This is a genomic window from Streptomyces sp. NPDC021562 (genome assembly GCF_040640875.1).
In the GTDB taxonomy this organism is placed as follows: Bacteria; Actinomycetota; Actinomycetes; order Streptomycetales; family Streptomycetaceae; genus Streptomyces.
Map to the genome: position 1 here is coordinate 41,209 of NZ_JBFACN010000019.1, position 12,194 is coordinate 53,402.

A 12,194-nucleotide genomic window follows, 5' to 3' on the forward strand; every position below is an offset into this window, starting at 1 on the left:
AGGCCCCGGCTCACCGCGCTCCCGCCGGTCTCGCCCCGGAGGTCTGCACCTGCAGTGCGGCCCGGCCTGCCTCCAGCCGGGCCACGGGGACCCGGAACGGCGAGCAGGAGACGTAGTCGAGTCCGACGGCGTGGAAGAAGTGGACGGAGGCGGGGTCGCCGCCGTGTTCGCCGCAGACGCCGACGGTCAGGTCGGGGCGTGCGGCGCGCCCCTCGTCGACGGCGATGCGGACGAGCCGGCCCACGCCGTCCCGGTCGATCGTCTCGAAGGGCGAGGCGGCGAAGACGCCCTTGTCCAGGTAGGCGGAGAAGAAGGCCGCCTCCACGTCGTCGCGGGAGAAGCCCCAGGTGGTCTGGGTGAGGTCGTTGGTGCCGAAGGAGAAGAACTCGGCCTCCTCGGCGATCCGGCCGGCGGTGAGCGCGGCGCGGGGCAGCTCGATCATGGTGCCGACCGGGCACCGTACGGGCAGACCCGCCTCGCGGGAGACCTCGGCGAGGACCCGCTCCACTTCCTCCCGCTCGATGCGCAGTTCCTCGACGGCGCCGACGAGCGGCACCATGATCTCCGCCAGTGGCGATCCCCCGGCCCTGGTGCGTGCCACGACCGCTTCGGCGATCGCCCGCACCTGCATGGCCACGAGCCCGGGAACGACCAGACCCAGGCGGACACCACGCAGGCCGAGCATCGGGTTCTCCTCGTGCATGCGGTTCACCGCGGCGAGCAATGCGAGCTCGCGTGCGTCCGGCTGCTCGCCGCGGGCCTCGGCGGCGCCGACGCGTACCGCGAGCCGGGTGCGGTCCGGCAGGAACTCGTGCAGCGGGGGGTCCAGCAGCCGGATCGTGACGGGCAGGCCGTCCATCGCGTCGAGGATGCCGGCGAAGTCCTGCCGTTGGAGCGGCAGCAGGGCCGCCAGCGCACGCTCGCGTTCGGTGTCGTCGTCGGCCAGGATCATCTCCTCGATGAGTTCGCGGCGCTCGCCGAGGAACATGTGCTCGGTCCGGCACAGCCCGATGCCCTGCGCGCCGAACCGGCGGGCGCGCCGGGCGTCCTCGGGGGTGTCGGCATTGGCCCGCACCTCCAGCCGCCGTACCGCGTCGGCCTGTGCGAGGGCGCGTGCCACGGCGGCCACCAGGCAGCCGGACTGCTCGCCGGTCTCCAGGTACCGCATCACCGCGGAGGCGACCAGCGGGACCGCGCCGGCGTACACGGCTCCCGTGGAGCCGTCCACCGAGATGACCGCGCCCTCCTCGACGAGGGTGCCGTCGCCGGTGGTGAAGTGCCGGGCCGCGGTGTCCACGGTGACCTCCTCCGCACCGCAGACGCACACCGTGCCCATCCCCCGGGCGACGACGGCCGCGTGGCTGGTCCTGCCGCCCCGGCTGGTCAGCACGGCCTCGGCGGCGACCATGCCGGGCAGGTCGTCGGGGGTGGTCTCCTGGCGGACGAGGACGACCTTCTCGCCGGCGGCGGCGCGCCGTACCGCCTCGGCGGAGTCGAACACCGCCGCGCCGACCGCGGCGCCCGGGGAGGCTGGGAGACCCTGGGCGAGCGTCCGGCCGGCGGCGCCGGTGTCGAACCGCGGGAACATCAGGCGGGCCAGGCCGTCCCCGCCGACCCGGGTCAGTGCCTCCTCCGCCGTGATCTGTCCTTCCTCCACCAGCTCGGCGGCTATGGCGAAGGCGGCCTCGGCGGTGCGCTTGCCGACCCGGGTCTGGAGCATCCACAAGGTGCCGCGTTCGATGGTGAACTCGATGTCGCACAGGTCGCGGTAGTGCCGTTCCAGGACTCCCGCGTTGTCGCGCAGCCGCCGGTACGAGACCGGGTCCAGCCGCGCCAGTTCGGACAGCGGCACCGTGTTGCGGATGCCGGCGACGACGTCCTCACCCTGGGCGTCGGCCAGGTAGTCGCCGTACAGCCCGGGCCGGCCGGTGGCCGGGTCGCGGGTGAAGGCGACTCCGCTGCCCGAGTCGGCGCCCAGGTTGCCGTACACCATGCGCTGCACGGTGACCGCCGTCCCGAGATCGTCGGGGATGTGCTCGCGACGGCGGTAGAGCCGGGCGCGCTCGCCGTTCCAGGACCGGAACACGGCGAGGACGGCGAGGCGCAGTTGCTCGGCGGGGGACGAGGGGAACGCCCGGCCGGTGTCGTCGAGGATCAGCTGCTTGTACGTCTCGACCAGCCCGGCGAGGTCGTTCGCGTCCAGGTGCAGGTCGTCGGGGGCGTCGCGGGACGCCTTCAGGCGGCCCATGGCCTCGTCGAATCGGGTGGCGTCGACGCCCATGACCGTGCTGCCGAACATCTGGACGAGGCGACGGTAGGAGTCCCAGGCGAAGCGGTCGCTGCCTGAGGCCTTGGCGAGACCGAGGACGGAGTCGTCGTTGAGGCCGATGTCCAGGACGGTCTCCATCATGCCGGGCATGGAGAAGCGGGCCCCCGACCGGACGGACACCAGCAGCGGATCGTCCGGCTGTCCGAGCCGGCGCCCGGCGGAGCGTTCCAGCGCGGTCAGGTGCCGGGAGACCTCGGCCGCCATGCCCTCCGGTTCCTCACCGGAGGCGAGGAAAGCGCGGCAGGCGTCCGTGATGACGGTGAATCCCGGCGGGACCGGCAGGCCGAGCCGGGTCATCTCGGCGAGGTTCGCGCCCTTGCCGCCCAGCAGGTCCGCCATGTCACGGCGGCCCTCGTGGAAGTCGTACACGTAACGGACCATGACGTGGCCCTCCTCGGCTCGCCTTCAGCGTCGGACGGGACAGGCCCCGCCGGGCAGGTGCTGTCCGTCCCCTCCCCAGGGCCGAACGGCCCCGGTGCGGTGCGTCGGCGATGCCGCTGGGGCACATGGCGGTGACGGCCGTCCCGGAGGTCGAAAATGTGTGGTGGACCCACATGTTTCACCGCGCGGGGCCTCCCTAGCGTGTGGGGGCATGGACAGCACCAAGGACCCCCACGAGGGCTCGCCCCAGCATCCCAGTCTGGCCTCGAGCCGGTTTCTCGCCGGCCGCAAGGTCCTGGTCACCGGTGCGGCCGGCGGGATCGGCCGGGCCTGCGCCGAGGGCTTCGCCGCGGCCGGCGCCGAGGTCTACGTGGTGGACCGGGCCGCCGAGGCCGCCAAGGAGGTGGCCGCGGCGATCGACGGTGTCGCCGTCGTGGCCGACCTCTCCCAGGCCGCGGCGGTGGACGCGCTGCCGGACGACGCCGACATCGTGGTCAACAACGCGGGTCTGCAACACGTCGCCCCGGTGCACGAGTTCCCGCCGGAGCGCTTCACCCTGATCCAACGCGTCATGGTGGAGGCTCCGTTCCGCATCCTGCGCCGCACGCTGCCCCACATGTACGCGCACCACTGGGGCAGGGTCGTCAACATCTCCTCGGTGCACGGTCTGCGGGCCAGCGCCTACAAGTCGGCGTACGTCACGGCGAAGCACGCGCTGGAGGGCCTGAGCAAGGTGGTCGCCCTGGAGGGCGCCGCCCACGGCGTGACCAGCAATTGCATCAATCCCGGCTACGTCCGCACGCCGCTGGTCGAGGAGCAGATCGCCGATCAGGCGCTCGCCCACGGCATCCGCGCGGCGGAGGTGATGGACCAGGTGTTCCTGGAACGCACGGCGATCAAGCGGCTGATCGAGCCGGCCGAGGTCGCCGAGGCCGCGCTGTGGCTGTGCACCGAACGCAGCGGTTACGTCACCGGCAGCTCGATCCCCCTGGACGGAGGCTGGACGGCCCACTGAAGCCCCGTTCGCCCGTGCGCGTCCGGCGGGGCCGGCTCCCAGCGAGGACCGGCACCGGGGTGACCGGGCGCCTGCGTCCCGGACGCTCCCGGCGTGGCCCTCGGCGCGCCGAACAGTGAAGCACGGGCCCGCCGTCAGGGGCGTCAGAGCGCGATGATCTGCCACTGCTCCTCGGGCGCGCGGTGGTACGTGGACTGGTCGATGTCGGCCCGTCGGCGGTCGAGCCTCCGTCGACGCGGAGCGACAGTCCGCTCCTGTGTGAGCCTCGATTGCCGTGCTCCAGGCAGGTTCCCTCCGTACTCTCCGGGCTCCTTGGTGCGCGTCGTCGTCCTGGCGAGTCCGGCTCAGCGCACGCAGCGAGCAGCGCGTCCATGGCGGTGCCCGTCCTCGACTGCGCCGCCCTCGCCCTCGGTCAGCGGGATCGAGGCGAACGTACGCTGCAGATTCACCGGGTCGGTGAGGACCAAGGTGATGGGGCGGCGTAGGAGCCGGTGCGGAGGTCGTCGAGGAGGCTCGGCTCCTCCGGCTTCCAGTCCATGAGCCGCTCGGCCCGGGTGGCGGTCATCGCGGCGGAACGGGTCAGCAGGTCGGCCAGCGGGCCGAGAAGTTCGCGGCCCTGCTCGACGGGGATGGACTGAGCGCGGCCGCCCGCCGTATGGGCCACCGCCTCGGCGATCTGGCGCATCGTCGCCTGGTCGGGTGCGGCGGCGTTGACGATCAGGCCGGGTTCGGGCCGGGTCAGGGCGGCGAGGTAGAGGCGGGCGAGGTCGTCCACGTGGACTGAACTCCACGGGTTGGCGCCGTCGTCGAGGTAGAGGGCGACGCCCCTCTCCCGTGCGCTCGCGATCATGCCCTGGAGCAGGGCGGAGCCGCCTCGGCCGTAGATCAGGGCCGCGCGGATCACTGTCACCGCCGGGCCGTCAGCAGCCAGCACCTGACGCTCTCCCAGCACCTTGTACGGCTGCGGCGACTGTCGGAGATCCGCGGAGACATCCTCGTTCGCGGGTATACCGGGAAGGTCGGGATAGACCAGACCGGTGCTGGTGTAGATGAACCGGCGGCCGGGCTTGAGGCCGGCGAGCATGGCCGCCAGCGCCTCCTGCTCCACCTCGCGCATGGCGGGGTCGGTGAAGTCCACCGCCGCATGCACGACGGCATCGGCCTGGCCGGCGGCCACACGGAGCGTGTCGACGTCGGCGAGGTCGCCCGCCACAGCGTCGGCGCCCAGGCCGGTGACGCGGGCGCGAGCCGCATCCGATCGTGCCAGCGCGCTCACCCGGTGGCCTGCCGCGATCAGATGCTCTGTGAGCACACCGCCGAGGTAGCCGCTACCGCCGGTGAGAAAGATCCGCATGTCCTTGCCCCTTGATCAGTCGACGGGCGGCGCCGGACCGGATGGCCGCCCGTTCCTCAGCCTTGTGCGCGCCACGGGTCGTATCCAGGGACCATCGGTCCATGGCTGCGCCCCCCAGGCAGTCCGGACCAGTGGATACCGTAGGGGCGTGGACAAACGGGCACTGGCGGCGTTCCTGCGCAGCAGGCGAGAACTGATCCGGCCGCAGGACGTCGGACTCCCGGGCGGGTCCCGCCGCCGTACCCCCGGTCTGCGACGGGAGGAGGTCGCCCAACTCGCCCACATCTCCACCGACCACTACAGCCGACTGGAGCAGGCCCGCGGACGCCAACCCTCCCGCCAGGTACTCCATGGCATCGCCCGCGCGCTACGGCTGTCCGACCAGGAACGCGCCCATCTGTTCGCGCTCGCCGGCGAACGCGAACACGACCGAGGAAGGCGGCCCGCCCGCGAGGTCGCCCCCGCCACCACCGCGCTGCTGGACCGCCTGGCCGACCTCCCCGCCCTGGTGGTCGACGACACCTGCCAGGTCATCGCCTGGAACCCGATGGCCGCGGCGCTGCTCGGCGACTTCTCCACGCTCCCGCACACCGACCGCAATGTGTTGCGGCGCATCTTCCTGCCCGCACCCGGCGGCATCACCGGCGACGCCCCGCTGATCACCGACGACCAGCGGCTGGCGGCCAACGCCGTCAGCTTCCTGCGGCTCGCCACCACCCGCTACCCCGACGACGCCGAACTCCGCGCGCTCATCGCCGAACTCCAGGTCGGCAGCCCGGCCTTCGCCCGGATGTGGCACGCCCAGGAGGTACAGGTCGATCACCACGCCAGGCAGGTCCTGCACCATCCGCAGGTGGGTCCCGTCGAGCTGGACTTCCAGATCCTCAGCGTCCCGGACCGCGACCAGCAGCTCGTGATCTTCACCGCCGACCCCGGCTCCAACGCCGACCAGGCCCTCCGGCTCCTGAAGGTGATCGGCACCCAGCGGATGGACGTATCCGGCTGACATCCCTCGCCAGCCGGGCCATCAGGCCGGCCCGAACCACCCACCGACAGACCGACCCGGCGACGCTGACGCTCCCGCGGGTCAGCGCATGCGCCAGTGCTCCGCAGAGAGGACTCCGGCGGATCTCGCGGCCCCCGATCCTTCCGCGTCGCGCCGTACGACGCACATCGCCGACGCGGTTGAAGGCCGGGCGCGAAGGGATGAACCGAGATTCCATCCAACGGTGCAAGCGCCGGGCCGCGCCCGGACCTCATCGTCAGAACATGACCACGGTCCGCCCGCGAAGGCCGCCCGTCTCCAGCAGCCGGTGCGCCTCGCAGGCCTCGTCGGCGAGCAGGGCCCGTGCGGGCTCGTCCCAAGCGTTGTAGTGGGCCGGCGACCCCGCAGCGGGATGGGGTCCACCGCGTTGCGGGGTCGGAGGGCCGAGCAGCAGTGCAAGAGGCGCGGTTCAGCTGCCAGTCGAAGGCGTCGCCGTCCTGACTCTGCCTGCCACGCCGCCGGCGTTCGACACGGCCGAACCGATTCGCGTCGTCACCTCGAACTACGTATCCCGGACGGCAATCGTTTCGACCAACTGCGAGGCCCTGAAACGTCCTTCCGCGAGCCGACATGGTGGTCGCACGCATAGCCGTGCCCCGAACTATGTTGCCCTCCCACATGTGCGCCTGACCTGCATGTTTCTACGGTGTGCCGAACGTACCCGTCCCCACCGCACACAAGGAAGTGGCGCGCATGGCCTCCGGAACCACCGCTCCCCCGCCCCCCGCCGGCCTCAGGCGCATCGTCGCCGCCAGCCTCATCGGGACCACCATCGAGTGGTACGACTACTTCCTCTACGGCTCGGCCGCCGCCCTGGTCTTCGGCCGCGTCTTCTTCCCCGAGTCGGACCCGCTGACCGGCACCCTGCTGTCCTTCCTCACCTACTCCATCGGCTTCGCCGCCCGTCCGATCGGCGCCGTCGTCTTCGGTCACTTCGGCGACCGGCTCGGCCGCAAGAAGCTGCTGGTGATCAGCCTGCTGATGATGGGGCTGTCCACCGCCCTCATCGGCTGCGTCCCCGGCTACGACACGATCGGCGTCGCCGCTCCCGTGCTGCTGACCGTCCTGCGTCTCGTCCAGGGCTTCGCCCTGGGCGGCGAGTGGGGCGGCGCGGTGCTGCTGGTGTCCGAACACGGCGATGCGAAGCGGCGCGGATTCTGGGCGTCCTGGCCACAGGGCGGCGCACCGGCCGGCAACCTGGTCGCCGTCGGAGTGCTCTCCCTGATGACCACCGTGCTCAGCGACGACGCGTTCGACTCATGGGGGTGGCGGGTGCCGTTCCTGCTCTCCGCCGTACTGGTCATGATCGGCCTGTGGATCCGGCTGTCCGTCGACGAGTCCCCGTTGTTCAAGGAGGCGCTGGCCAAGGCCGAGCAGCGCAAGGCGGAACAGCGGGCCGAGCAGCTGCCGTTCGTCGCGGTCGTACGCGACCACTGGCGGGACATCCTGGTCGCGATGGGCGCTCGCATGGCCGAGAACATCTCGTACTACGTCATCACCGCGTTCGTCCTCACCTACTGCGTCGATCACCTGGGCATCGACAAGCAGACGTCGCTGAACGCGGTACTGATCGGCTCGGCCGTGCAGTTCTGCCTCATCCCGTTGTTCGGCGCGCTCTCCGACCGGGTCGGGCGCAAGCCCGTGTACCTCGTGGGTGCGGTCGGCGTGGGCCTGTGGTCGTGGGCCTTCTTCGCCCTGCTCGACACCAGGTCGTTCCCCGCGCTGGTCCTGGCCGTCACGGTGGGGCTCATCTTCCACAGCGCCATGTACGCGCCCCAGGCGGCGTTCTTCTCCGAACTGTTCGCCACCCGGATGCGCTACACCGGGGCCTCCATCGGAGCCCAGCTGTCCTCGGTGGCGGCCGGCGCCCCGGCCCCGCTGATCGCGACGGCCCTGCTCGGCTCCTACGGCACCTCCACTCCCGTCTCGGTGTACGTCGCACTGGCCGCCCTGATCACCGTGACGGCCGTCGCCGCCGCACGGGAGACCCGGGGCCGGGACCTGGCCGCGATCGAGCCGGACGACTCGGCGACGGGGGCCGCCAGGGACCGGAAGACGGCCGCGTCCGCCTGACGCCCGCCGTCCCGGTCCGGCCCTCGGGGGCACGGCCTTCCCTGTTCGCCCCTACGCTGATCCCCCAAGCTCACCCACGACGCAAGGGTTGCCCGCCCGTGCCGCATGAAGCCGCTTCCGTCACCCGCCATCTGCGCCGACTGCTCGAACTCCTCGCCGCCGGAGCCCCGGCCGAGGACCTCGGTGCCGTCGCGGCCCAGGCCCGCGACAGCGGGGCCGGGGCCGGGGATCTCGCGGAGGTCGAGCGGGCCACCGAGGCGGCGCTGCGCGTGCAGACCACGCTGCGGCAGCACCGGCGCCGGGAGGCAGAGCTGACCGCGCTCTTCGACACCGCCGGTGATCTCGCGGCGCTGCGCGACCTCGACGCCGTGCTGCGCTCCATCGTCCGGCGCGCCCGGATGCTCCTGGGCACCGACACCGCGTACCTCACGCTGCCCGACGAGGAGGCCGGGGACACCTACATGCGCGTCACGGACGGCTCGGTGTCGGAGCTGTTCCAGAACCTGCGCCTGGAGCTCGGGGAGGGCCTGGGTGGTCTGGTCGCGCAGACCGCGCGCCCCTACGCCTCCCCCGACTACCGCACCGACGACCGCTTCGTGCACACGGGCAGCATCGACGCCGGGGTCCTGGACGAGGGCCTGGTGGCGATTCTCGGCGTGCCGCTGCTGCTGGGGTCGGGAAGCGGCGGCCAGGTCATCGGCGCGCTGTTCGCCGCGGACCGCACGCCCCGCACGTTCGCCCCGGACGAGGTCGCCCTGCTGTGCTCGCTGGCCGACCATGCCGCCATCGCCATCGACACCGCCAAGTCGATGACGGACGCGCGGGTGGCCATGGCCGAACTCGCGGAGGCCAACGCGGTGATCCGTGAGCACTCCGTGGCGATGCAGCGTGCCGAGGAAGCGCATGACCGGCTCACCGACCTGGTGCTGCGCGGCGGTGAACTCCAGGACGTGGCCGCCGCGGTGGCAGGTCTGCTGAAGGGGGACGTCGCGGTCCACGACGGCTCCGGATGGCCGCTCACCTCGGTCGCCGTGCACGGTGGCGCGTTCGCCGGGGAGCCGGGGGACGCCGGTGGCACGGAGGAGGAGGCCGCGGCGCTGGTCGCCGCGGCGGAGAGCTCACGTGCGGCCGCCCACGCGGTCTTCCGTGACGGGCGCTGGGTGTGCGCGGTGCTGGCGGGGCAGGAACTGCTGGGCTGCCTGGTGCTGTCCGGGCGGCCGGATCTCGACGGCCCCGACCGGCGTCTGTTCGAACGCAGCAGCGTCGTGACCTCGCTGCTGCTCCTGTTGAGACGTTCGGTCGCGGAGACCGAGAACCGCGTACGCGGCGATCTGATCACCGATCTGCTCACCGCGCCCGACCGCGACCCGGCCGGCCTGGTGACCCGCGGCCGTCGCCTCGGCTTCCACCTCGACCGCCCCCACCTGCTGCTCGTCGCCCGCACCGGCGACGCGGCCCGCGGACGGCTCGCGGACGCGGCTGTGCAGTACCTGTTCGGGGGTGGCGGCGTCAGCGCCGAGCACGAAGGCGCCGTGGTGCTGCTGCTCCCGTGCGACGGCACCGGTCCGGGGGAGGCGGCCCGCGGCGCGGCCGGGCAGCTCGGCCGGCTGACCGGCGTTCCGGTCACGGTGGCCGGGGCGGGGCCGGCCGCCGGGCCGCGGGCCATCGCCGACGGACACGCCGAGGCCGTGCGCTGCCTGCGGGCCCTGCACGCGCTCGGTCGCGACGGGCAGGGCGCGAGCGTCGCCGAACTGGGTTTTCTGGGCGTGCTGTTGGGTGACCTCCACGACGTGGACGGGTTCGTCACCGCGACGTTGGGACCACTGCTGGACTACGACGCCCAGCGCGGCACCCAACTGGTCAGCACCCTGCGGGCCTACTTCGACTGCGGCAGGAGCCTGACCCGGGCCAAGGAGGCGCTGCACGTGCACGTGAACACGGTCGTGCAGCGCCTGGACCGGATCCAGGCGCTGCTCGGCCCGGACTGGAACACCCCCGAACAGTCACTGGAACTCCAACTGGCCCTGCGCCTTCACCTTCTGTCGGGCGACTGACGCCCGCAGCCGGCACGCGTAGGCCGCGGTGACGGGACGGGGACCGGCAGAGAAACGCTCGCGAAAGGTGCGCCGGTCAGCGGCGGATGAGTCCGAGGGCGGTGGCGGCGGCGACGGCCGCGGTGCGTGAGTCGACGCCGAGTTTGGCGTAGCTGCGGGCGAGATGGGACTTGACGGTTCCCTCGGTGAGGTGGAGGCGTCCGGCGACGGCCTGGTTCGACAGGCCCCGGGCGACGAGGGCCAGCACTTCCGTCTCCCGCGGCGTCAGGGAGGTGCCCGGTGTCCGCAGCCGGCTCATGAGCCGCTCGGCGACCGCGGGGGCGAGAGTGGTGCGTCCGGCGGCGGCCGTCCGGACGGCGGCCGCCAGGTCCTCGGGCGGAGCGTCCTTGAGGAGGTAGCCGGTGGCACCGGCCTCGATGGCGGGCAGGGTGTCGGCGTCGGAGTCGTAGGTGGTGACGATCAGGACACGGGGGGCGCCGGGGCGTGCGGTGATGGCGGCGGTGGCTTCGGCTCCGCCCATGCCCCTGCCGAACTGCAGGTCCATGAGGACGACGTCGATGTCACCGCGGGCGGCGCGGGCGACGGCATCCTCCGCGGTGGCGGCCTCGGCCACCACGACGAGACCGGGTTCGGTCTCCAGTACGGCACGCAGCCCGGCTCTGACGACGGGATGGTCGTCGGCCACGAGGAGGCGGACGTCGGTGCCGGTCACCGACCGCTCCCTAGTTCGGGGCCGGTGACCGGGGTCAGGGGCAGCCGCGCGGTCAGCGTCGTACCGCCGCCGAGGGCCGACGCCACGGCCAGGGTTCCGCCGAGGGACTGCGCGCGGGCGTGCATGGCTGCCAGGCCGAAGCCGCCGCTTTCCGGATCCGCCGCGGGTGGACGGCCCGGATCGAAGCCGATGCCGTCGTCGGTGACGCCGAGGACGACATGGCCATCGGCGTACGTGAGGGTGATGTCCGCGGTGCCGGCCCGGGCGTGGCGCACGGTGTTCGCGATGGCGGACTGGGCGATGCGCAGCAGCGCCACTTCCTGCGTGGTCGACAGCGGTACGGGGTCGCCGGTGAGCCGGAAGCTCGCGGACAGCTCGTGCCGGGCGCCGGTGGTGGTGCACAGGCGTTCCAGGGCGCCCGCCAGACTGGTGTCCTGCAGAGCGGGCGGGGTGAGTGCGGCTACGAACCGACGGACCTCGGCGAGGTTGTCCACCGCGGCCTGACGGGCCTGTTCCACGTGCTTGGCGGCGGCGTCGGGCCGCCCCGGGAGGGAGCGTTCCGCCGCGCGCAGCAGCAACTGGATGCTGGTCAGGCCCTGGGCCAGGGTGTCGTGGATCTCGCGGGCCAGGCGTTCGCGTTCGGCCAGGACGCCGGCGGTGTGCTGGGCGGCGGCGAGGTCGGCGCGCGTGCTGGTGAGTTCCTCCAGCAGCCGGCGGCGGCCTTCGCTCTCCCGGTAGAGGGCCTGGTACCCCCACACCACGGCTGTGGCGACGGCAGCGCCGAGCGCCGGGCCGATGGCCATGGCCGGACTGAAGGAACCGTGGTGGGCCGCGAAACCGGCGCAGGCCAGGGCCGCGGTGCCCGCCACCGCGACGCGGCCGGCCTGGCGCGGCAGCAGGTGCAGCTGGAGGAAGTAGAGCGGGAAGGCGACCCAGACCGCGTCGGCGGAGATCGCCAGGAGCACCGCCCAGAGCGCGCTCACGACGGCCAGCCACCCCGCGGCGGCCCGCCGCGAGCGGCGCAGCCGAAGCAGCAGCGGGCCGGTCGCGTAGGCCAGCGCGCACAGCACCGCCACGGCGACGACCGCCGCCGCGTGGTGCGCCGCACCGCCGGCGGCGGCACGGACCCCGACCAGGGCGAGCAGCGCCATGACCAGCAGGTGCAGGCACCACGTCAGGGCGCGGGCGGTCGGGGGCAGGGAGGGGGCGGTGGCGTTCACGGTGCCTCCAG

Annotated in this window: 8 protein-coding genes; 4 read left to right on the forward strand and 4 right to left on the reverse strand. The window is 72.8% G+C overall.

Annotation, left to right across the window (positions count from 1 at the left end; translation table 11 throughout):
* Window positions 1-10: 10 nt before the first annotated feature.
* Entirely contained in the window at window positions 11-2,710 is a 2,700-nt protein-coding gene (gene ppdK / locus AB0G52_RS27490) for a pyruvate, phosphate dikinase (protein ID WP_361339626.1), read from the reverse strand.
* 211 nt (window positions 2,711-2,921) lie between these two features.
* Between ppdK and AB0G52_RS27495 the strand changes: the two genes are divergently transcribed.
* A complete protein-coding gene (locus tag AB0G52_RS27495; protein ID WP_361339629.1) occupies window positions 2,922-3,725 on the forward strand; it encodes a 3-hydroxybutyrate dehydrogenase in 804 nt (267 codons plus the stop codon).
* Window positions 3,726-4,170: 445 nt separating this feature from the next.
* Here AB0G52_RS27495 and AB0G52_RS27500 read toward each other — a convergent pair whose 3' ends face one another.
* The gene (locus tag AB0G52_RS27500; RefSeq protein ID WP_361339632.1) at window positions 4,171-5,079 is read right to left on the reverse strand and encodes an NAD-dependent epimerase/dehydratase family protein; all 909 of its coding nucleotides are present in this window, start codon (window positions 5,077-5,079) and stop codon (window positions 4,171-4,173) included.
* 148 nt (window positions 5,080-5,227) lie between these two features.
* Here AB0G52_RS27500 and AB0G52_RS27505 point away from each other — a divergent pair, with 148 nt between their 5' ends.
* The 3 genes from AB0G52_RS27505 (at window position 5,228) to AB0G52_RS27515 (ending at window position 10,251) form a co-directional block, all read left to right on the forward strand.
* Window positions 5,228-6,085 (forward strand): helix-turn-helix transcriptional regulator, encoded by an 858-nt coding sequence (locus AB0G52_RS27505; RefSeq protein ID WP_361339635.1) that lies wholly within the window; start codon window positions 5,228-5,230, stop codon window positions 6,083-6,085.
* 732 nt (window positions 6,086-6,817) lie between these two features.
* Window positions 6,818-8,197, forward strand: a complete 1,380-nt coding sequence (locus AB0G52_RS27510; protein ID WP_361339638.1) for an MFS transporter — start codon at window positions 6,818-6,820, stop codon at window positions 8,195-8,197.
* A 98-nt stretch (window positions 8,198-8,295) separates the two neighbouring features.
* Window positions 8,296-10,251: a helix-turn-helix domain-containing protein gene (locus AB0G52_RS27515; protein ID WP_361339641.1), complete on the forward strand. Its 1,956-nt coding sequence runs from the start codon at window positions 8,296-8,298 to the stop codon at window positions 10,249-10,251.
* 76 nt (window positions 10,252-10,327) lie between these two features.
* On the opposite strand, the gene AB0G52_RS27520 is transcribed toward AB0G52_RS27515, so the two are convergent.
* Both AB0G52_RS27520 and AB0G52_RS27525 read right to left on the reverse strand, forming a co-directional pair.
* Window positions 10,328-10,963: a response regulator transcription factor gene (locus AB0G52_RS27520; RefSeq protein ID WP_132891016.1), complete on the reverse strand. Its 636-nt coding sequence runs from the start codon at window positions 10,961-10,963 to the stop codon at window positions 10,328-10,330.
* Complete coding sequence (locus AB0G52_RS27525) at window positions 10,960-12,183, reverse strand: sensor histidine kinase (RefSeq protein WP_132891017.1); 1,224 nt, start codon at window positions 12,181-12,183, stop codon at window positions 10,960-10,962. The genes AB0G52_RS27520 and AB0G52_RS27525 overlap by 4 nt, the downstream gene beginning before the upstream one ends.
* Window positions 12,184-12,194: the final 11 nt, after the last annotated feature.